This is a genomic window from Pseudarthrobacter sp. NPDC058329 (assembly GCF_042879835.1).
Lineage (GTDB): Bacteria > Actinomycetota > Actinomycetes > Actinomycetales > Micrococcaceae > Arthrobacter.
The window spans coordinates 236,024-257,066 of record NZ_JBHVZR010000001.1 but is presented as its reverse complement, the minus strand read 5'-3'; the positions used below and the strand labels follow the sequence as shown (position 1 = coordinate 257,066).

Annotated in this window: 18 protein-coding genes; 4 read left to right on the top strand and 14 right to left on the bottom strand. The window is 65.1% G+C overall.

What is annotated here, in order from left to right; genetic code table 11:
- Positions 1 to 69: 69 nt before the first annotated feature.
- The 4 genes from ACFVYC_RS01270 to ychF all read right to left on the bottom strand — a co-directional run bounded on the left by ACFVYC_RS01270 (position 70) and on the right by ychF (position 6,592).
- Positions 70 to 1,740 carry an ABC transporter substrate-binding protein gene (locus tag ACFVYC_RS01270; RefSeq protein WP_387545704.1) on the bottom strand — a complete coding sequence of 557 codons (1,671 nt, stop codon included), beginning with the start codon at positions 1,738 to 1,740 and terminating at the stop codon, positions 70 to 72.
- 280 nt (positions 1,741 to 2,020) lie between these two features.
- On the bottom strand, positions 2,021 to 3,784 hold the full coding sequence (locus tag ACFVYC_RS01265) for an ABC transporter family substrate-binding protein (protein ID WP_387545702.1): 1,764 nt from the start codon (positions 3,782 to 3,784) through the stop codon (positions 2,021 to 2,023).
- Between the two features lie 63 nt (positions 3,785 to 3,847).
- A complete protein-coding gene (locus tag ACFVYC_RS01260) occupies positions 3,848 to 5,467 on the bottom strand; it encodes a cryptochrome/photolyase family protein (RefSeq protein ID WP_387545700.1) in 1,620 nt (539 codons plus the stop codon).
- A gap of 39 nt (positions 5,468 to 5,506) precedes the next feature.
- On the bottom strand, positions 5,507 to 6,592 hold the full coding sequence (gene ychF / locus ACFVYC_RS01255) for a redox-regulated ATPase YchF (protein ID WP_387545698.1): 1,086 nt from the start codon (positions 6,590 to 6,592) through the stop codon (positions 5,507 to 5,509).
- 98 nt (positions 6,593 to 6,690) lie between these two features.
- Between ychF and ACFVYC_RS01250 the strand changes: the two genes are divergently transcribed.
- The gene (locus ACFVYC_RS01250) at positions 6,691 to 7,920 is read left to right on the top strand and encodes a DNA recombination protein RmuC (protein ID WP_387545696.1); all 1,230 of its coding nucleotides are present in this window, start codon (positions 6,691 to 6,693) and stop codon (positions 7,918 to 7,920) included.
- A gap of 118 nt (positions 7,921 to 8,038) precedes the next feature.
- Here ACFVYC_RS01250 and ACFVYC_RS01245 read toward each other — a convergent pair whose 3' ends face one another.
- Positions 8,039 to 9,118, bottom strand: coding sequence for a 4-hydroxy-3-methylbut-2-enyl diphosphate reductase (locus ACFVYC_RS01245; protein ID WP_387545694.1), 1,080 nt, complete (start codon positions 9,116 to 9,118; stop codon positions 8,039 to 8,041).
- 9 nt (positions 9,119 to 9,127) lie between these two features.
- Positions 9,128 to 9,979 (bottom strand): hypothetical protein, encoded by an 852-nt coding sequence (locus ACFVYC_RS01240; protein WP_387545692.1) that lies wholly within the window; start codon positions 9,977 to 9,979, stop codon positions 9,128 to 9,130.
- A gap of 162 nt (positions 9,980 to 10,141) precedes the next feature.
- On the opposite strand from ACFVYC_RS01240, the gene xseA reads away from it, so the two are divergent.
- Together xseA and ACFVYC_RS01230 are read left to right on the top strand one after the other, a co-directional pair.
- Entirely contained in the window at positions 10,142 to 11,539 is a 1,398-nt protein-coding gene (gene xseA / locus ACFVYC_RS01235; protein WP_387545691.1) for an exodeoxyribonuclease VII large subunit, read from the top strand.
- The gene (locus ACFVYC_RS01230; RefSeq protein ID WP_387545688.1) at positions 11,532 to 11,750 is read left to right on the top strand and encodes an exodeoxyribonuclease VII small subunit; all 219 of its coding nucleotides are present in this window, start codon (positions 11,532 to 11,534) and stop codon (positions 11,748 to 11,750) included. The genes xseA and ACFVYC_RS01230 overlap by 8 nt, the downstream gene beginning before the upstream one ends.
- Positions 11,751 to 11,754: 4 nt before the next feature.
- Here the strand turns inward: ACFVYC_RS01230 and ACFVYC_RS01225 are convergent, their stop codons facing one another.
- From ACFVYC_RS01225 to ACFVYC_RS01200, 6 genes are all read right to left on the bottom strand, one after another.
- Positions 11,755 to 12,609, bottom strand: a complete 855-nt coding sequence (locus ACFVYC_RS01225) for a polyphosphate kinase 2 family protein (RefSeq protein WP_387545686.1) — start codon at positions 12,607 to 12,609, stop codon at positions 11,755 to 11,757.
- Between the two features lie 53 nt (positions 12,610 to 12,662).
- Positions 12,663 to 13,883, bottom strand: a complete 1,221-nt coding sequence (locus ACFVYC_RS01220) for a pyridoxal phosphate-dependent aminotransferase (RefSeq protein ID WP_387545684.1) — start codon at positions 13,881 to 13,883, stop codon at positions 12,663 to 12,665.
- Positions 13,884 to 14,065: 182 nt separating this feature from the next.
- Positions 14,066 to 15,028 carry an ABC transporter substrate-binding protein gene (locus ACFVYC_RS01215; RefSeq protein WP_387545681.1) on the bottom strand — a complete coding sequence of 321 codons (963 nt, stop codon included), beginning with the start codon at positions 15,026 to 15,028 and terminating at the stop codon, positions 14,066 to 14,068.
- Positions 15,025 to 15,768 (bottom strand): ABC transporter permease, encoded by a 744-nt coding sequence (locus ACFVYC_RS01210; RefSeq protein WP_387545678.1) that lies wholly within the window; start codon positions 15,766 to 15,768, stop codon positions 15,025 to 15,027. Before ACFVYC_RS01210 ends, ACFVYC_RS01215 begins: the two co-directional genes overlap by 4 nt.
- Positions 15,765 to 16,496, bottom strand: coding sequence for an ABC transporter permease (locus ACFVYC_RS01205; protein WP_387545675.1), 732 nt, complete (start codon positions 16,494 to 16,496; stop codon positions 15,765 to 15,767). Before ACFVYC_RS01205 ends, ACFVYC_RS01210 begins: the two co-directional genes overlap by 4 nt.
- On the bottom strand, positions 16,496 to 17,596 hold the full coding sequence (locus tag ACFVYC_RS01200; protein WP_387545672.1) for an ABC transporter ATP-binding protein: 1,101 nt from the start codon (positions 17,594 to 17,596) through the stop codon (positions 16,496 to 16,498). Before ACFVYC_RS01200 ends, ACFVYC_RS01205 begins: the two co-directional genes overlap by 1 nt.
- A 292-nt stretch (positions 17,597 to 17,888) precedes the next feature.
- Here ACFVYC_RS01200 and ACFVYC_RS01195 point away from each other — a divergent pair, with 292 nt between their 5' ends.
- Positions 17,889 to 18,902 (top strand): pirin family protein, encoded by a 1,014-nt coding sequence (locus ACFVYC_RS01195; RefSeq protein ID WP_387545670.1) that lies wholly within the window; start codon positions 17,889 to 17,891, stop codon positions 18,900 to 18,902.
- Between the two features lie 55 nt (positions 18,903 to 18,957).
- Here the strand turns inward: ACFVYC_RS01195 and ACFVYC_RS01190 are convergent, their stop codons facing one another.
- Positions 18,958 to 19,905 (bottom strand): N-acetylglucosamine kinase, encoded by a 948-nt coding sequence (locus ACFVYC_RS01190; protein ID WP_387545668.1) that lies wholly within the window; start codon positions 19,903 to 19,905, stop codon positions 18,958 to 18,960.
- A complete protein-coding gene (locus ACFVYC_RS01185) occupies positions 19,902 to 20,942 on the bottom strand; it encodes a LysR substrate-binding domain-containing protein (protein WP_387545666.1) in 1,041 nt (346 codons plus the stop codon). Before ACFVYC_RS01185 ends, ACFVYC_RS01190 begins: the two co-directional genes overlap by 4 nt.
- Between the last annotated feature and the right edge of the window lie 101 nt (positions 20,943 to 21,043).

The following is a 21,043-nucleotide window of genomic DNA, read 5'->3' as shown; positions in this document are numbered from 1 at the left end:
GTATCAAGGCTATGGGGGCCCGGCTGATGCCGGACCCCCACTAGCTATTTGAGTTGGACGGTCTCAGAACTACTTCGCGGTGATGTTGTAGTACTGAATGACACCGTTCCAGCCGCTGTCCACGTTGGTGACGTTCTGGCTCCACACGACCTGGCGGGCGGAGTACCACAGCGGGAGGTTGGGCAGGTCCTGGAACAGGACCTCCTGGGCCTCGGTGAACTTGGCGTTAGCGTCGTCCGTGGACTTGGCGCCCAGTCCTTCATTGAGGAGCTTGTCGAACTCGGGGTTCGTGTAGCCCTCGTAGTTGGCGCTGGCATCGGTCTTCAGGAGCGGGCCGAGGAAGTTGTAGAGCGACGGGTAGTCTGCCTGCCAGCCTGCCCGGGTGAAGCCGGGGAGCGTCTGGGCTTCGCGGAGGTCGAGGATCTCAGCGAACTTGGCGAACGGCTGTCCCTCGGCCTGGATGCCCAGGTTGTTCTTCAGGTTGTTGGCAACGGCGTCGATCCATTCCTTGTTGCCGCCATCGGTGTTGTAGGCGAGCTGCAGGGTCTTGTCCGCGGGCCAGGGGCTGATGGCGTTGGCCTTCTCCCAGGCTTCCTTTGCCTTGGTGGCGTCGAACTTCAGGACATCGGAGCCCTCAACGTTCTCGTTGTAGCCGTCAACAGCCGGGGAGGTGAAGTCCTTGGCCGGGATGCGGGTGCCGCTGAAGATGACCTTGGTGATTTCGTCACGGTTGATCGCCATGGAGATGGCCTGGCGGCGCAGCTTGCCGGCCTCGCCCTGGAACTCAGGCAGGTAGCCCGGGATATTCAGGGTGGAGTTGCCGGCGTACGGCTTGTTCAGGTGGTTCTCCGGGAAGTCCGTGGTGTAGGTCTTCAGGGCGTTCGTCGGAAGGACGTCCGTGACGTCGAGGTTGTTGGCCTGGATGTCGGTGTAGGCGGGAGCCGGATCGGTGTAGAACTTGAACGTCACGCCGCCGTTCTTGGCTACACGCGGACCTGCATAGTCCTCGTTCTTGACGAGTTCAATCTGGCTGTCGTGCTGCCAGGCACCTTCCTTGGCCATCTTGTACGGGCCGTTGCCGATCGGGTTCTCGCCGAAGGCCTTCGGATCAGCGATTGCCTGGGACGGGAGGGGCATAAAGGCGGAGTAGCCAAGGCGCAGCGGCCAGTCGGCTTCCGGCTGGGTCAGCTTGACCTCAATGGTTGTGTCGTCCTTGAGGACCAGGCCGGAGAGGGTCTGGGCGGTGGGGGCGGGGACGTCCGACTCGCCTTCCTTCTTAGTGGCGCTGACGGCGTCGTAGCCTTCAACCGACTCAAAGAAGCTGCTGTTGGACTGGGCATTGGTGCTCAGTGCCGCAAAGTTCCAGGCGTCCACGAAGCTCTTGGCGGTGACTTCCTCGCCGTTGGTGAACTTGGTGCCGCTCTTGACCTTGATGGTGTAGTTCTGGCCGTCCGGTGATTCGATGGACTCCGCCAGTGCGTTGACTGACTGGCCGCTGGGGTCGTAGCTGGTCAGGCCTTCGAAGAGAAGTTCGACGACGCGGCCGCCATAAACTTCGTTGGTGTTTGCAGGCAGCAGCGGGTTCTGTGGTTCGTTGCTGTAAGCGGTGATGACCTTGTTGGGGTCGCCAGCAGACTGGCTGGCACCGTCATTGCTGCCGCCTCCAGCGCCGCAGCCGGTCAAGGCAAGCGCAGCGATCGCTACGATGCCCAGTGCTTTGGAAGTGCGCGCAAAACGCATTCCGCCTCCTATGAGTTGTGGGAGAAAACGAGGGGAATCTTTGTGCTTCCCCGCAGGCGAGACACAGCCGTCAAACTGTGACGCAACCTACATGTACGAGTAGCCTAACCGCACGGAGTCCAGATACTGGTACACCGTTGCCAAACCGTGACCGGCGAGGTCCAATGCCCTAGCCGGTGGCCGGAAGTTGTGCAAGTCACATGCTACTCGCCGGTAGGCATAACTGCGAATCGGAAGTGTGAACCCTGCCACGTGTCCCCGGCAGCGATTCAGCGGGCTCCTAGGCCAGCCGCCAGTCCCATACATTCCACCAGACGCCCAGGGGGCCGGGGCTTGGTTTGAGGCCGGCAATCCGGGCACTGAAAGCTATGGTGCCCACGGTCTGGTACAGCGGCAGGCCGTAGGCGTTCTCCCACACCTGCTTATCAATGTCCGCCAGGAGTTCATCCTGTTTGGCCAGGTCAGAAGTCCCGGCGAGTTCTTCCATGGCCCTGTCAGCGTCACTGTCGGAGAACCCGCTGAAATTGCTGCCGGCGCCGGTACGGAAAATCTGCGGCACGCGGCTCACGCCCACACCGTTGCCGATCCAGCCCAGCAGTGCGGCGTCATATCCGCCGCCGCCCAGGGCCTTGGCCCAGTCAGCGTTGCCTTGTCCGGCGTCGAGAACCTCGAAGCCCGCCCGCGCTGCGGAGTCCCTGATCAGGGCAAAAGCTTCAGCACGGTTGGGGTTATCGCGGTTGTACAGAATGCGGATGGAGGGGGTTTCCCCGTTCAGGAGGGCCTTGGCGCCGTCGATGTCCACCTCGGCATACTCTGCGGACCCGTTGTTCCTGGCGGTTTCTTCGTACTTCGGCTGCCCCGGCAGGAAGACGTGGGAGTCGAGGGGCTTTGCGTCAGGCAGCAGGTCCCCGACGACGGCATCAACGATGGCCTGGCGCGGCACCGCCTTGAGGAATGCTTCCCGGACGGAGTCCTGTGCGAAGGGCCCGGAAAAGTTCAGGTCCAGGTGGTCATAGCCGGACTGGCTGTACCGCTCAACCGTGTTCCCCTGCCCGGCCAAGCCGGCGAACAGATCATCGGCGCCGGCAGAAGGCTGGGGCGAAATGATGTCCGCCTGCCCGTTCCGAAGGGCATCGACGGCCGCCGGCAGCGCGCCGGTGAACCGGATGTTTATCTCGTCCAGCCACGGTTCCGGCCCCCAGACGTAGTCCCGGTTGCGAACCAGCTTCATGGAAACTTCGGGGACGACCTCCCGGACAATGTACGGCCCGCTGGAGAGGTAGACGGCGGGATCGTCAGGAAGGCCCTTGGAATCGAACCCGGCGTTCCAAAAGTCGCTGACCTGTTTCAGCGCCGTGTTGACCGCCGGCTCTTCGACGTCACCCCGGGGCGAGTCCTTGATCAGGTCGATGAGGTCTTCCTCATCGTTCAGGCCGCTTTTGGCTGCCACCACGTGCGCCGGCAGGCCGACGTCGAACGCCACTTCCCAGTCGGCGTACGGCACTGCGTACTCCAGGGTGATGGACCGCCCGTCCGCCCCGATTTCGGGCAGCACGGTTCCTGACAGCCCGCTGGTGTCCGCGGCGGTGGAGAAATACCTGGTTCCGGTTCCGGCCAGGGGATCGGCGTCGTCGAAGTAGCCCGAGCCGGCAGCCCAGCTCAGCAGGAGGTCGCCGGCGTCGATCGGTTCGCCGTCGGACCAGGTGACGCCGTCGTTGACGGTGTACCTGACCTTGAGCGGCTCGTCGGAAACCTTTTCGAAGCGTCCGAACTTTTCGTTGCGGACCACCGTGGACGAGTCATCCAGGTAGTAAAACCCCGAGTAGGTGATGTGCCCCACCTTGGAGTTGATGTCCGTATTGCCGTCGGTGCTGTACGGGTTGAAGGACGAGAACGCGTTGACCTCGGCAACGGTGGCGCTGCCACCCCGTTTGGCTTCCCCCGCCACTACGGGGGTGGTGCCTCCGCCGCCCGAGCAGCCCGAAAGCACCAAGGCAGCCGCTACCGCCCCGGTGATGAACTGCATCAGATGCCTGACCGGCATGCCGCCTCCTTGTTTTCCTTCTGCGGGAGGGGCTCCCGGAATTGCCAGGATCACGCCCTGTACTCAGGATAAGGCGTCCGACGGCGCGATCGTCGACGCCGTTCGCAGCAGCCGTGTCGACTCCTGCCCCGCACTCAGCAGCGCTTCAGCACGACGGCGGTGCTCCCGCCGCTTGTCCGGGTCCATATTGTCGAGCAGGGAGACCGCCATCTGCGAGCGTGGATTCCTTTCGAAGGCCTCACGGTGGTCATCAATGAAGGTCCAATACAGCCCATCCCAGACAGGCATCCACTCCCCTGCGGGCAGGTCCGACATCTTGCGGAGGTAGTTGCTGCCGGAAACGTAGGGTTTCGTGGTGATCGCCTCCCCCGCCGCGAACTGGCTCATGGCATACACGTTGGGGACCATCACCCAGTCGTACGCGTCGATGAAGAGCTCCATGAACCATTTGTAGACGTCGTCGGGGTGGATCCGCAGCAGGGACATTGCGTTGCCCAGGACCATCAACCGCTCAATGTGATGCGCGTACCCGGTGGCAAGGACGCGGGAAACCACCATGTCCACAGGCTCAAGCCCTGTGCTGGCATCCCACCACCCGTCCCCCAGTTCGTTCCTGTGATTCAGCCGGTTGGCGGTCCGCATTTGCCGGCCGCTGGTCCGGTACGTGGCGCGCATGTATTCCCGCCAGCCAATTATCTGCCGCACGAAACCCTCGAGGGAGGCGAGCGGAGTGTCGGGCCCCGCACCGTCGAGCACCACCTGCAGAACCTCCCAGGGGTCCAGCAGACCGATGTTCAATGCCGGCGTGAGCAGGCCGTGCGAAATGAACGGATGCGCAGTGGAGATCGCATCCTCATAGGGACCGAAGTCGTGGAGGCGTTCGCGGACGAACTCCTGCAGATGCTTGTGTGCTTCGTCGGCGCTCGTTGGCCAGGCAAACAGGTGGGGGTCACCCGGGGCGTTCGGGAACTCCCCCGCCACCCAGGCAATCGCCTGGGCGACGTCGTCGGACGCCCGGTCTCCGGAATCGGCGGCTTCTTCGGTGAGCCCTTCAAGGTCGAAGGTCCCCTCCTGCTGCAGGACGGGATGATGCGCGAAAAGCCCAACGGTACGCGGTGTGTAGCTACGGGGGAGCTTTTTCCGGTTGTCGGCATCGAAGGACCATTTCCGCCCTGCCGGTTCCCCGCCGTCGACAAGTATGCCGAGCCGGCGGCGCTGCCACACGTAAAAGTCGTGCATCCGGGAAGCATTGTGGGCAAACCAGCCATCAATCTGTCCGCGGCTTGTAAGGAAGTTCGGCGTCTCCAGCACGTCCTCTTCGCGCATCCGGTAGCCGCCGTCGGCCAGGCCGGCAGACAGGTCCTGCTCAAGCCAGTCATCCACCACGTCGAACCATGTCACATGCGCCGGGCGGCGGTTGCGCACGAGTTCTGCGAGCTGGTGGCGCGAGCTGCGATGGCCCTCGCTGCGGAGGACAACAACTTCGTAGCCTTTCCCGCTCAGGCGGCGCGCAAACCGGCTCATTGACGCGCGGTGCAGGACCAACTTGTGTGAGTGGAACGAATACTGGCGAAAAAGCAGGTCATGCTCAACGAGCACAAACACAGTGCCGTCCGCCGCATCGAGATGCTGGTAAAACAACTGATGCGGCAGAACAAGACGCACGTGCGGCCCGGAAGTCATCCCCTAACAATAGGGGTTACGCCGATGGCCGGGCCCTCATCAGACGTTGAAGCGGAACTCCACCACGTCGCCGTCGGCCATGACATATTCCTTGCCTTCGATCCTGACCTTACCCCGGGATTTGGCCTCCGCCATGGACCCGGCTTCGATGAGGTCGTTGAAGGAGACTACTTCGGCTTTGATAAAGCCGCGCTGGAAGTCGGTGTGGATCACACCGGCGGCCTGGGGAGCCGTATCGCCGCGGTGGATGGTCCATGCACGCGCTTCCTTGGGACCGGCGGTGAGGTATGTCTGCAGCCCCAGTGTGTGGAACCCGACCCTGGCCAGCTGGTCCAGCCCGGATTCGTCCTGGCCGTTCATTTCCAGCATCTCCCGGGCTTCCTCCTCATCCAGCTCCACGAGGTCGGCTTCGAGCTTGGCGTCGAGGAAGATGCAGTCGGCCGGGGCCACGAGGGCGCGGAGCTCTTCCTGTTTTTCCGTGCTGCCGAGGATTCCTTCGTCAGCGTTGAAGACATAAATGAAGGGCTTGGCCGTCAGCAGGCTGAGCTCCTTGAGGTGGTCCATTTCCAGCTTGTCGCTCTTGATGGAGGAGAAGATGGTGTCGCCGCGCTCAAGCACCTTTTGGGCGGCGAGGATGGCGTTCAGCTCGGCGGCCTCGCGCTTCTTGATTTTTACTTCTTTTTCGATGCGCGGAATGGCTTTTTCGATGGTCTGCAGGTCCGCGAGGATCAGCTCGGTGTTGATGGTCTCCATGTCCGAGCGGGGATCCACCTTGCCGTCAACGTGGATCACGTCGGGATCGTCGAAGACACGCACCACCTGCGCAATGGCTTCTGCTTCGCGGATGTTGGCCAGGAACTGGTTTCCGAGGCCTTCGCCCTCGCTGGCGCCCTTGACAATGCCGGCGATGTCCACGAAGGAGACTGCGGCGGGCAGCAGGCGCTGGGAGTTGAAGAGATCGCCAAGCTGCTTGAGCCGGGGATCCGGCAGGCTGACAACGCCCACATTGGGCTCGATGGTGGCGAACGGGTAGTTCGCCGCCAGGACCTGGTTGCGGGTCAGTGCGTTGAAGAGGGTTGATTTGCCGACGTTGGGCAGTCCGACGATGCCAATAGTAAGAGCCACGAGCATTGATTCTACCCGCAGCAGGCCTGACAGCTGTTCGGAGGCGGGCCGATATGTCGCTTCGGGAAAATGTCACAGCCCCATGCGACAGTGGGCACATGGATGCATTCGCGCTGATACTGGCTTTGTTCATGCTGTTACTGGGGGCCCTTGCGGGCGCCGCGGCCACATACTTTGCGCTGCGGAAAAACAGCCGCGCCGTGGAAGAGGATTTCGACGCCGTCTCGTCGAGGCTTTCGGCGGTCAGCGCACAGTTGGCCGCGGCCGACGCCGAGCGACGGCTTTTGGCCGCACAGAACCGTGAGCTGGGCGAGTCGCGGTCCCAGGACGGCAGTGTGCTCCGCGCGCTCGCGCCCGTGGCCGAAAAACTGACGGCAGTGCAGCAGCAGGTGGCACTGCTGGAGCGCGACCGGCTGGAACAGTACGGCCAGCTCGCCCAGCAGCTGCAGGAGGCCCGGCTCTCGGATGAGCAGCTGATCCGGTCAACCCACGCCCTGGAGTCTGCCCTGCGGTCCAACAGTGCGCGGGGGCAGTGGGGTGAGGTCCAGTTGCGGCGCGTAGTGGAGGCCTCCGGAATGCTGCGTCATGTTGACTTCATCGAGCAGGTCCACAGTTCCGGCGCCGAGTCGTCGGTCCGCCCGGATCTGGTGGTCCAGCTTCCCGGCGAAAAGCAGCTGGTGGTCGATGCGAAGGTTCCCCTGTCGTCCTACCTCGAAGCCCAGGAGCTCGGCGCGTCCATGGATACCCGGCCGGCGCAGGCCGGGCCGGTGGTGAGTACAGACCGCCGCCCGCAGCAGGCGTTGCTGGCGGCCCACGCAAAGGCCCTGCGAGCCCACGTGGACTCACTCAGCAACAAGAAGTACTGGGACATCCCCGGAAACTCCCCCGAGCTGGTGATCTGCTTCATCCCGGCGGAATCGATCCTGGCCGCTGCATTGATGGCCGATGCCGAGCTCCTTGACCATGCGCTGTCCAGGAACGTGGTGCTGGCGTCGCCGAGCACGCTGCTGGCCGTGCTGAAATCTGTTGCCTTCACCTGGCGGCAGGATGTCCTGACGGACAGCGCCCGCGAACTCTTCGACCTCGCCAGGCAGCTGTACGACCGGATGGGAACCCTGGGCGAGAACGTCACCAAACTGGGGTCGTCCCTGAAAACATCCGTGGACCGCTACAACTCCATGGTGGGCACGCTGGAGGCGCGTGTCCTTCCCACTGCCCGGAAGCTGAACTCGCTGGAAGAATCCGGCCTGGCCACTCCTCCGGTGGTGGAGGTCACGCCGCGCGCGCTGGCCGCCCCCGAACTCCAAAGCGAGGACGAGGCCGCCTGAGGCCGGCCGGGTAGATCCCGGGGAAGACTCCAGGACAGCTACGTCCGGATACGCACAGGGCCTGGCAGCCAACGGCTGCCAGGTCCTGCCCGTTCCTGACTGTCAGCTGCCCTGACGCTCAGCTGCGCGGGCGGCGTCCACCCAGGGCACGGGTGACATCGCCGGCCTGCTTCAGGGTTGCCCGGAGCTCCTTGGGCAACGAGAAGAGGAGATCCTCTTCGGCGGTGACGACTTCCTCGACGGTGCCGTAGCCGTAGTCGGCCAGCAGGCGCAGGACGTCCTGCACCAGCACTTCGGGTACGGATGCCCCGGACGTCACACCCACTGTTGCGACGCCTTCAAACCAGGCCTCGTCCACTTCATTGGCGAAGTCCACCCGGTAGGAGGCCTTTGCCCCGTATTCAAGCGCAACCTCCACCAGCCTCACGGAGTTTGAGGAGTTCGCCGAACCCACTACGATGACCAGCTCGGCCTGCGGAGAGATCTTCTTGATGGCCACCTGCCGGTTGGTGGTGGCGTAGCAGATGTCGTCGCTGGGCGGGTCCTGCAGCGTGGGGAACCGGTCCTTCAACAACCGGACCGTTTCCATGGTCTCGTCAACGCTGAGGGTGGTCTGGGAAAGCCAGATGACCTTTTCCGGGTCCCGCACCGTTACCTTGTCCACTTCGTGCGGGCCATTGATGATCTGGATGTGTTCAGGAGCTTCACCCGCCGTGCCCTCAACTTCCTCGTGGCCGTCGTGGCCGATCAGCAGGATGTCGAAGTCGTCCTTCGCGAAGCGCACGGCTTCCTTATGGACCTTGGTCACCAGCGGGCAGGTGGCATCAATGGTGCGGAGGCCGCGGTCATCAGCGGACTGGACAACGGCCGGCGATACGCCGTGGGCAGAAAAAATCACCAGGGCACCCTCGGGCACTTCGTCCGTTTCTTCTACGAAGATGGCGCCCTTTTCCTCCAGGGAGCTGACCACGTGGACGTTATGCACAATCTGCTTGCGCACGTACACGGGAGGGCCGTAGTGCTCCAGGGCCTTCTCCACCGCGATGACGGCACGGTCAACACCGGCGCAGTACCCACGCGGCGCTGCAAGCAGCACCTTCTTGGCTCCGGACACTGGGGCTGCAGCAGCTACTTCCTCAGGAGAGCGGCGCCTACGCGGGATAGTGGGCATCGAAAGGGAAACAGCTGAGGGGGTCATGACTCGATTCTACCGGGTTGCCCGTGCCCGCCTTCGCGGTATGAGGCCGGCCACAATCCCCGCCAGCAGCAAGACTCCGCCGGTGACAGCCGCTGCCCAGGTCCACGACTGGAAGTGGGCGGCGGACGCCGCTACGAACTCGTTCCTGAACATGTTGGCCACCTCATTTCCGCTGTCAGCAGTGAGTACGGCAGCGGAGCCAACCTGAGTTCCGAGCGCCCAAAGAGCCGCGAGCAGCAATGCGCCAACTCCTGCACCCACAAGCACCGTCCAGCGGCGGCGCGCGGCGACGAAGGCCAGCAGCAGCGCCACTGCCGATCCCCCGGCCAGCAGGTAACCCGCGGGGGCGTACGTGCCCAGCCGCTCGGTCCACTCCTTCTGCTCGGGCTGGCCCACGCTGATCAGCGTTTCCTCCGGCGGCTCCAGGGGAAGCCTGGTGGTGCGGGAAATTTCCTCCGCGCCCAGCGCCACCAGCGGAGCGACGTCGAGGGTCAGGGAGGAGGCAGACCCAGCATCAGGGCTGCCGGCCTCCCTGCCCGCAAAACTTAGGCGGTGGCTTCTCCGCAGCGTTTCTTCCCATGCAGCGGGATAGCCGGGAAGACCGGTGAGGGACGCCGCGGCGTTCTCCAGCACCGGCCGGACCAGGTCGGCGAGAAAGCCCGGGACCGCGCTGGTGTCGATCGTTCCGATCGCAGCTGTTGCCAGTCCTTGCTGGAACTCCGAATTCCTGCCCAGCGGTGCCGCCAGCTCCACGAAGCCCTGCTCCTGGACGATGTTGCGGTCCAGCCAGATGGCCGGCACTGCCACAGCGGCAAGCAGTACGGCCAGCACGGTGGCAGCAGCGGAAATAAAAGTACGCACAGCAGATCCTTCAGGTCGATGGCGGTCAACCCATCCTAGGCGGGCTTCCTGGCCAGCCACTGTCAGCCCCGCGTGCTACAGCTTATGGATAAGGTTGAACGACCGCCGCACAACAGACGAAGGACCCCATGCCCGCAGCTCCAGCCCCGCAAGGGAGTTCGCATGTCTGAACAGGCCTCACTACCGGCCCCCGGCCAGCAACTGGCTGCGCCCACCACCCTGCCGGCGACAGCCGCGGAAACCACCCCGGACAATCCCTGGCCCCTACAGCTTCTCTCGCAGAAGCTGAAAGCCCACATCGACCGCACACCGTCAGCGTGGGTTGAAGGCCAGGTCATTGAACTGAACCGGCGCGGCACCAACGCCTACCTCACCCTGCGGGACGTTGACGCGGAAGTCTCGCTGCCCGCCTCGGTGTGGACCAAAGTGCTGGAGCGCCAGAACCTGCCGCTGGAGCGCGGTTCCCGGGTAGTGGCCCTCCTGAAGCCCGAGTTCTGGATGAAGACCGGCCGGCTGAACATGCTGGTCCGGGACATCAGGCCGGTGGGCCTGGGCGACCTCCTTGCCCGCATCGAGCGCCTCCGCCAGGCGCTCGCCGCCGAGGGGCTTTTTTCGGACTCACGCAAGAAGCCGCTGCCCCTGCTGCCGCACCGCATCGGCCTTATCACCGGCCGCGATTCCGACGCTAAAAAGGACATCCTCCGGAACGCCGCCCTGCGGTGGCCGGCCGTTGAGTTCGAAATCCGCGAAGTGGCAGTGCAGGGAAACACTGCCGTGTCCCAGATGGTCCGCGCGCTGCGGGAACTGGACGCCCGTCCGGAAGTAGACGTTATCGTCATCGCCCGCGGCGGCGGCGCACTGGAAGACCTGCTGCCCTTCAACAGTGAAGAACTGGTCCGCGCCGTGGCAGCCGCCGCCACCCCGGTGGTGAGTGCCATCGGCCACGAAGCCGACAGGCCGCTGCTGGACGACGTCGCCGATCTGCGCGCTTCTACTCCCACGGACGCGGCCAAGCGGATCGTGCCCGAAGTGTCCGAAGAACTGGCCGGGGTCCGCCAGGCCAGGGAGCAGCTGCGCCGCTGCATAGAACGCCTGGTGGACAAGGAATCGGACCGGCTTGCATCCCTGCACTCAAGGCCGGTACTGGCAGCACCGGAGGGCCTCGTAACCATCCGCTCGGAGGAAATTGAGCGGCTGCTCCGCCGGTCCTCGGCCGCGGTGAGTTCCACGGTTGTCCGCGCAGCAGACCAGCTGCAGCACTTGAAGGCCCAGGTGCGGGCACTGTCCCCGCAGAAAACACTCGACCGGGGGTACGCCGTCGTCGAACTCGCCGGTGCACTGGCTGCAAGCCGCGGCAGCGCGGGGCATGCTGTGGTGCGCCGCCCCGCCGAGGCGCCGGAGGGGACGCCGCTCTCGGTCCGGGTTGCAGAGGGCCGCTTCGGCGCCACGTCCACGGGCACGGCCCCCCTCGGCGCAGCCCATGCAGGGAGCGCGCCACCAGCCACGCCTCAACCGGACATTCAACCCGGCACGTTTGAACAAGGAGAACCACATGACTGAGCAGAAGCCAGGAACAGACGTCGCGGCGCTGAGCTATGAGGAAGCGCGCGAGCAGCTCGTCGCGGTAGTGGGCAGACTGGAAGCCGGCGGTGCCAGCCTTGAAGAATCCCTGGCTCTCTGGGAACGGGGCGAGGCGCTGGCCGCCCGGTGCGAGGAATGGCTGGAAGGCGCCAGGAAGCGGCTGGCCGCCGCCCGCGACCAGCCGATGTAGGGCGTCAGGACCGGGCTACATTCCGGCGTTCAACAGCAACATCGAAGTCGGCCTTGGGCCACTCGAGGTTCAGCCCGGACAGCGCCCCCAGCAGCAGCTGCTGCACGGCGATCCGGGCGTACCACTTTTTGTTCGCAGGAACGATGTGCCAAGGTGCATCGGGGGTGCTGGTCTCATCGATGGCCGCCTGGTAGGCCTTCATGTAATCGTCCCAGAACGCACGCTCTTCCAGGTCGCCCCGGCTGTACTTCCAGTGCTTCGCCGGGTTGTCCAGCCTGGCCAGGAGCCTCTTCTTCTGCTCTTCGCCGCTGATATAGAGCATGACCTTGACCACCTTTGTCCCCGAGTCGGCCAACCGGGACTCGAACTCGTTAATGGCCACATAGCGCCGTTTAAGTTCGTCGGGGCCGGCCCAGCCGTGCACGCGGTGGATGAGCACGTCCTCATAGTGTGAGCGGTCAAAAACGCCCACCATTCCCGCTGCCGGAACTTCCTTCTCGATCCGCCACAGGAAGTCGTAGGATTTCTCTTCCTCGGTGGGCGCTTTAAAGGCCTTGAACTGGACACCCTGGGGGTTCATGGCAGCCATGACGTGAGTGACGATGCCACCCTTCCCGGCGGTATCCATGGCCTGCAGGATCAGCAGGATCCGCTTGTTGCCGCCGAAGCGGGACTCCGCAAAAAGCTTTTCCTGGAGGACACCCAGATCATCGTCCAGTTCCGCGAGCAGCACCTGGCCGTCCTGCTTGCGTCCGCGGTAGCCGGGAGTGGAATCGGGATCCACGCTTTCCAGGGAAAACCCCTCCCCTGCCCTAAGGGTTTCGGAGGGGTGCTGATCGAACTGGACGACGCCGGCCATGGGAGGATCCTTTCCGCGAAGGTACACGGGCCCGAGGCGCCCGTGACCACAGGCTAGTTCCCCTGATACCTGCTTAGGAAGTCCCCCATCCGGCCCACTGCCTCTTCGATGTCCTTGACGTTGGGCAGGGTGACCATGCGGAAGTGGTCCGGACGCACCCAGTTGAACGCGCGGCCGTGGGAGACCAGGATCTTCTGCTCCCGGAGCAGGTCGAGGACAAACTTCTCGTCGTCCCGGATGTGGTAAACCTCGGGGTCGAGACGGGGGAAAAGGTAGAGGGCACCCTTGGCCTGCTGTGTGCTCACGCCCGGAATGGCGTTCAGCATCTCGTACGCTTTGTTTCGCTGCTCGAGCAGCCGGCCGCCGGGCAGGATCAAATCGTTGATGCTCTGGTAGCCGCCGAGCGCCGTCTGGATGGCGTGCTGGGCCGGCACGTTGGCGCAGAGGCGCATGTTGGCGAGGAGGCTGATGCCCTCAAGGTAGTCCGCTGCGTCCTTCTTCGGACCGGAAATCGCCATCCAGCCGGCACGGTAGCCGCACACCCGGTAGGCCTTGGACAGCCCGCTGAAGGTAAGGCACAGGACGTGGTCGCCGGTGAGCTTGGCCAGGTTCACGTGGACCGCGTCCTCGTACAGGATCTTCTCGTAAATCTCGTCAGCGAAAATCACCAGCCCGTGCTTTTCCGCGAGCGCCACGATCTTCTTCAGCGTGTCTTCGGGGTAGACGGCACCGGTGGGGTTGTTCGGGTTGATGACCACGATTCCCTTGGTCCGCGGCGTGATCTTGGCTTCCATGTCCTCAAGGTCGGGCTGCCAGCCGGATTCCTCGTCGCAGAGGTAGTGGACCGGCTTGCCGCCGGCGAGCGCCACGGATGCGGTCCACAGCGGGTAGTCGGGTGTGGGGATCAGGACCTCGTCACCGTCGTCGAGCAGGGCCATCAAGGACATGGTGATGAGCTCGCTGACGCCGTTGCCCAGGTAGATATCGTCCACGTGGATGTTCTGGATCCCGCGGGTCTGGTAGTACTGCGAGACGGCGGTCCGGGCGGAGAAAATGCCCCGGGAATCGCTGTAGCCCTGGGCGTGCGGCAGGTGGCGGATCATGTCCACAAGGATGGCGTCCGGCGCTTCGAAGCCAAACGGCGCCGGGTTGCCGATGTTCAGCTTGAGGATCCGGTGGCCCTCCGCCTCCATCTGCTGGGCGGCCTGAAGGATCGGTCCACGGATGTCGTAAAGGACGTTGTTGAGCTTCGTGGACTGCTTGAATTCTGCCATCCATCAAATATGCCACAGGAGGGATGGGCATCCGCTGAGACGTCGGCCACACGCCGGCGGGCGCGCCGCGGGCGGTCAGTCAGCCACATGGGGATTAACGACGGCGGCTGCCGGACAGGGAGTTCAGGAACCCCCGCAGTCCGGCAGCCGCCGTCGTACTGGCATGGCAGGCAGGTGCGCTCCTACTTGATGATGCCCTTGTCCTTGAGCCAGGCCTCAGCCGCTTCCTTGGCGCCCTGCTTCTGGCTGCCGCTGACTGCCCGGTTGAGGTTGATCAGGTCCTCGGTGGTGAGGATCCTCGACACAGAGTTGAGCGCTTCCTTCGCCTTGTCCGTCATCTTGGCCTCGCTGTAGAGCGGGATGACCTGCTGGGCGATGAAGTTGTTCTTCGGGTCCTCGAGGACCACGAGGTCGTTGTCGGCGATGGACGGGGTGGTGGTGTAGATGTCCGCCACCTGGACCTGGTCTTCGAGCAGGGCCTTGAGCGTCACCGGGCCGCCGCCGTCGCTGAAGGGCTCCAGCTTCCTTGGCTCGCAGTTGTAGTTGCTCTTCAGGCCGGGCAGCCCGTAGGCGCGCTCAGCAAAGGTGGCCGGGGCTCCCACCACAAGTTCGCTGCAGACCTTGGCCAGGTCCTCGATGGACTTGAGCTGGTACTTTTCTGCGGTTGCCTTGGTGACCACCATGGCGTCCTTGTTCTCGGCCTTGGCGGGTTCCAGCACGGCCAGGCCGTCGGGCAGCTTGTCCGGCAGGGCCTTGGCGATCTCGTCTGCCGAGACCTCCTTGGCTTCCTTGTCCACGTGCAGCAGCAGGTTGCCGGTGTAGTCCGGGATCACATCCACTGATCCGTCCTGGACTGCCTTGAAGTAGACCTCGCGGGAGCCAATGTTCGGCTTGGTGGTGGCGGTGACGCCGGCCGCTGTCAGCGCCCCTGCATACAGTTCGGCGATGATCTGGCTCTCGGGGAAGTCCGCCGAACCGATCACCAGGGAGGTGGCTCCCCCGGTGGCAGTGCCGCTGGTTGCCGGGGCGTTGCTCAGCGGATCGGACGATCCACCGCAGGCTGACAGTGCCATGGCGAGGCCAATGCCGGCAGCTACCCCGCCGAATGCCCGCCTGCCAAAGCCTTGTGGTCGGCTCTCTTTCATGACTTTCCTCCTTGTGCCACAGTCTCCGCGACAACGGGGTCTGTGAGATCGACCGCAGCCTGCTGGCTGCGGTGGGACTGCTTCGAGGCCCCTGATGTCAGGAACAGCCTCTGGATTAGGGCAAGGACCAGATCGACGCCGATGGCCAGCACGGCGATCAGCAGCGATCCTCCGAGCATCTGCGGGAAGTCGCTGAGGACGAGCCCATCGAACAGGTACCGCCCCAGGCCGCCCAGGTTGATGTAGGCCACCACGGAGACGGTGGCGATCACCTGCAGCACCCCTGTCCGGAAGCCGCCGAACATCACCGTCAGGGCGTTGGGCAGTTCGGCCCGGAACAGGACTTGCCGCTCCGTCATTCCCATGGCCCGGGCGGCGTCCACCACGTTGCGGTCGACGCTGGAAATTCCTGCATAGGTTCCGGCCAGGAGGGGCGGCACCGTGAGGATCACAAGGGCCCAGATGGGTGGCATCAGCCCGATTCCGGCGAGCAGGACAAACAACGTCAGCAATCCCAGGGTGGGAAGGGCCCGCAGGGCACCGGCCAGGGCCACAATGGCCACCCTGCCCCGGCCCGTGTGGCCGACGTAGAGGCCTACGGGGACGGCAATGGCAGTGGCGATCAGCATCACGATCCCCGTGTACTGCAGGTGCTCGCCCAACCTTGCGGGGATACCTGCGCTGCCGGTCCAGTGCAGGGGGTCGGCCAGCCAGGCGAAAGTATCGGAGAAGACGCTCATGCGTTTCCACCTCCGGCCTTGGGCTCGGACAATCGCGTGGCCGCGCCGATTGTCTCTCCTGCGCCGGCGCCAACCCGTCTCCGGTTCCCCTGCTGCCCGGCCCGCTCCCAGGGAGTCAGCAGCCGTTCCAGCAGTACCAGGATGGCGTCCATCAGCAGCGCGAGGACCAGGATGGCAACGATGCCCACCATAATTTCAGTCACGAAACCCCGCTGCAGCCCCGAGGTAAACAGCATGCCCAGGTTTCCCACGCCCAGCAGGGCGGCCACGCTGACAAGGGAGATATTGCTGACGGAAACCACCCGGAGGCCGGCGAAGAGCACCGGCAGGGACAGCGGGAGGTCCACCCGCAGGAACCGGGCAAAGGGTTTGTAGCCCATGGCGACTGCAGCCTGGCTGACGTCTTTGTCCACCGAGTCGAAGGCGTCCAGGGCAGCCCGGACCAGCAGTGCCACGGCGTAGATGGTCAGGGCCACCATCACATTGAGTGGATCCAGGATCCGGGTCCCCAGGACGGTGGGCAAGATGATGAACAGTGCCAGCGACGGAATCGTGTAGAGCAGCGACGACGCCGTGAGCACCACCGAGCGCAGAATGGGGTGCTGCCGCGCCAGCTGGGCCAGCGGAATGGAGATCAGCAGCCCCAGGACCATGGGCACCAGTGCCAGCACCATGTGCTGGCCCGCCCGTTCCAGGACCATGCCGCTGTTGGCGAGGAACCACTCCATCAGAGGGCAGCCTGCCTGACCTGGCGCGCCTCTTCAATGAGGGCGAGGACTTCGCCGCCCCTGACGACGCCGAGTACCCGGCCGTCTAAATCGACCGCAACGCCGAGGCCAGACGGTGAGGACAGGGCCGCGTCAAGTGCGCGGCGCAAGCTCTCCCCCGGGCGGAAGAGTGACCCGCCAGGTATGAGCCCGGCACCGTTTCCGGGGCCCAGCCAGCCAAGCGGACGCCCCTCGGCATCCACCGCAAGCTGCCAGCCGGAAGGCGCGGGGTCGGAAGGAAAGCCGCCGTCGGAACCACGCACCACGGTCGGCACCTGGTGGACCGTGACGCCGTCGGACGCTGTGAAGCCCAGGTGGCGGAACCCCCGGTCCCTCCCCACAAAGGAGGCCACGAAGTCGTTTGCCGGCGCCCGCAGGATCTCCTCCGGAGTGGCATACTGCGCGAGCTTCCCGCCGGTGGCAAAGACGGCCACCTTGTCGCCCAGGGTGGTGGCCTCGTCGATGTCGTGGGTGACAAAAACGATGGTTTTGGCCAGGTCCTTCTGGAGCCGCAGTAGCTCCTGCTGAAGTTCGTCGCGGACCACTGGATCCACGGCACTGAAGGGCTCATCCATCAGGAGCACAGGAGGATCGGCGGCGAGGGCCCGCGCTACGCCCACGCGCTGTTGCTGGCCACCGGAAAGCTGTGAGGGGTAGCGCTTTGCCAGGGATGGGGCCAGTCCGACGACGTCGAGCAGTTCCTGGGCGCGTTTCCTTGCCTCGGATTTTGGGACGCCGTTCAGCCTGGGGACGGTGGCGATATTGTCCAGGACCGAGCGGTGCGGCAAAAGCCCGGAAGACTGCATCACGTACCCCATGGAACGCCGCAGCTCCGGGGCGGGGACCGACGTGACATCCTTGCCCGCCACGGTGATGACACCCGAGGTGGGCTCGACCATGCGGTTGATCATGCGCAGAGATGTGGTCTTCCCGCAGCCGGACGGCCCGACAAACACGGTGATGGATCCGGGGCTGATGGACATGGTGAGCTGGTCCACGGCCGGCTGCCCGCCCTGGTACTGCTTGGTGACGCTCTGAAACTCGATCATGGCCTGGTCCATGGTGTGGACTTACCTGTTCTGTTGGACGGCTTCGGACATCAACGCGAAATTGTCACAGCACGCTGATAGTTACGGTAACCCAAACCGGACGCCGCAACACCTGCAGCGCACCCCAATTCAGGCAAAGGAATCCCTACTGTAACCATTCGGGGCCGGCCTCCCGCCCGGATGGGTCGGGATTGGGCCGGGCCGGGCGAGACAGGCCGGGCCGGCCCCGACGCGAGGCAGGCCGGCGCCCGGGCCACCGGACAGGACATACCGCGGGGGCGGCCGCCCGGCTTAAAGTGGGGAGGTGACCAACTTGGAAGTTTCCCCCCAACAGGAAGTCTGCCCGCCGGCCAGCCCGGAAGGAAGCTCCGGCCCCTGCCTGCAGCTGTGGCCCGAGCGTGAAGTGCCCCTTGGCGGGGTGCGTGCCATGAATGTCCGGCGGACGCTGCCTCAGCGCGGGCTTCCCACCATCGGCGCCTGGTGCTTCCTGGACAGCTTCGGCCCGGACCGCACCGCCATGTCGGTGCTTCCACACCCCCACATCGGGCTTCAAACGGTGACCTGGCCGCTCGCCGGGACCATCCGGCACCGGGACAGCGTGGGCAGTGACGTGGTGGTGCGGCCGGGCGAGCTGAACATCATGACGGCAGGGCACGGCGTGTCCCATTCCGAGTTTGCAGTCCTTCCGCCGGGAGGCGGGCTGCCGCTGCAGCGCGGCCTGCAGCTGTGGGTGGCCCTGCCCGATGAACAGCGGCACCGGCAACCTGCCTTTGAGCAGCACCGCGACCTTCCGAAGGTGGCCGGCGACGGCTTCACCGCCACCGTGATGGTGGGCCAACTCGGCGGTATTGCCTCACCGGCCACGATGTATTCCCCGATTGTGGGAGCAGACGTTTCCTGCGAAGGAAGTGCGGTGCTTCCCCTCAACGTGCACTTTGAACACGGCGTCCTGGTGCTCGACGGCGGGCTGACGCTGGACGGGCGAGACGTTCCGCCGGGACCGCTGGGCTACCTGGGCACCGGGCGCCGGGAACTGCGCCTGGAGGCGTTGCCGGGGACGCGTTTCCTCCTGATCGGCGGTGAGCCGCTCCAGGAGGAGCTGCTGATGTGGTGGAACTTCGTGGGGCGCACGCACGATGAAGTGGAGCAGGCCCGGCAGGAGTGGGAAGCCCAGGCAGCCCTGCCCGACGGGGACACGGCAACAGCCCGCTACGGTTTGGTCCCGGGGCACGGGCCGGACGCCGGGGCGGAGGCCGGCCGCATCCCCGCGCCGCCGCTGCCGGCCGTACGGCTCACTCCGCGCAAGCGCTCGGTCTAGGACACCGCAGCACAGAACGTCCAGGCATCTTCCGGCGTGCCGTTCCGGGCGTAGGTCAGGCCTGTTCCGCCAGCAGCTGCAGCACTCCGAACACCGGCTCCTGGTCCAGGACCCGGACGTCCGTCACCCCGCCGTCTGCCAGGTGCCGCCGGAAAGCGCCCTGGAGCGGAGCCACATTCATGCCCAGGCCGCCGCCCAGGATGACCGGACCCGGAATACCCAGCTGCTGCAGGACCTGCAGAGCCAGCCTGGCCAGGTCCCCGCCCGCCTGCTCCAGCAGTTCGCAACTCGCCGCGTGGCCGGCCGCTGCCGCTTCCACTACGTGCCTGGCCTGCTGCGCCCAGAAGCGGCGGCCTGTATCCGGCGAGTGGAACTGCGCGATGAGGCGGTTCGGATGGTCAACCCCGCAGGACTGCAGAAGGGCGGCGGTGAGCTGGTCAACCGGGAGGCCCTGGTTCATCCGCTGCAGGCTGTGCCGCACCGCTTCGCGGCCCAGCCAATAGCCGCTGCCTTCGTCCCCCAAAAGGTAGCCCCATCCTCCCGCCCTGGCTTCGCCGCCGTCGGCATTCCTGCCCCATGCAGCTGAGCCGGTGCCGGCGATGACGGCCACTCCGGTGCTGGCGTGGCCGGCGGCAAGCAGCAGCCGTGAATCATGCACCACGGTGATCCGGGCACCGGGAACGTGCGGTTCTATCAGCGCGGCAAGGGCTGCCGCATCCTCCTCCGTATCAATGCCGCCGGACCCTGCATACACGTGGGACACCACTCCCCCGCCGATCAGCGCAAAAAGGGTGGCCAGGTTGCGGGCCGCTTCTTCACGGGTAACGTTCTGCACGTTTGAACTGCCGGCCGACTCATCCGCCACCGGAATCCCGTCCTCGAAACGGATTCCATGGGTTTTGGTTCCGCCAATGTCCAGGCCAATGATGACGCCGCGCGGCACACTCACTGGAGGCGTCAGCAGGTTGGCGGGAAGTGCAGAGGGGTTTTCGGTGTTCGTCACGTCACAAGGGTACTGGTCACCCGCGGCAGTGACGGTCCGCTCCCGTCCCCGCCGGCGCGGGCCAGGCGGGACCGCCGCTTTACCAGCCCGGCCAGCAGCTCCGGCCCCTCGGTCAGGACCATTTCACGGAACAACCGGACAGCTGCCGGTTCAACCTCCGGCCTGCGCTGCCGCCAGCTCAGGCCAACGTCGCGGAAGGCCAAATTAGAGCCAAGGGGCACTTCCACCCAGCCGAGGTTTCCCGTTTCGGCACTGACGGTCCGGCCTGGAGAGTCCCCGCCCGGTGGCAGGATACTGACGCCGAGTCCGGCCGAGACGAGTCCCCGGGCAGTGTGGGAGTCCTGGCTTTCGAAGGCGATGCGGGGCCGGTATCCCCCCTCACGGAACAGGGCATCGGTCAGCGAACGCAAACCGTAACCGGGGCCGAGCGCCACAAACGGGTCGGCACGGATGTCCGCCACAGAGGCCATCCCGCGCCCTGCGAGCACGTGCGTGTGGTGGACCACCAGTCGCAGGGGTTCCCGGTACAGCAGGGCGGACAGCAGGCTCCGGCCGGCTGCGGCAACGGGCGCAGTGAGGGCAAGGTCCGCCTCGCCGGCCGCCAACTCCTCAAGGCAGGAGTCGCGTGCTCCCTGGCTCAGCGTGAAGACGGCGCCCGGGTATCTGCTGCGGAAGGCACTGATGAGGAGCGGGAGCGTGGACTCGCCAAAGGTGTGCTGGAAGGAGACGGAAATCCGGCCACGGACAACATCAGACTCGTTGCGGACCACGTCCAGCCCGGCCTGGAACTCGGTGAGCGCCCGTTCAATGTAGGGCAACAGGGACCGGGCGGCGGGGGTGAGGCGCACTCCCCTGCCGTCCCTGGCCAGGAGTTCAGTGCCGACGACGGCGCTGGCCCGCGCCAGTGCCCTGCTCACCGTGGACTGGGGTACTCCGAGGGCTTCTGCCGTTTCGGTGACATGCTCGGTCCGTCCGAGTTCGGCCAGCAGCGGCAGGAGCGGAAGAAGCTGCACCAGCTGTTTGTGGTCGGGCTCCATGGCTCCTCCTGGCTCCGGCACCGAAGCGGATAATCGTTCCGGATTTGATATGAGTCTGGCATAAAAGATGCATTGGAGGCAGGCATCCGGTCGGGTCTACG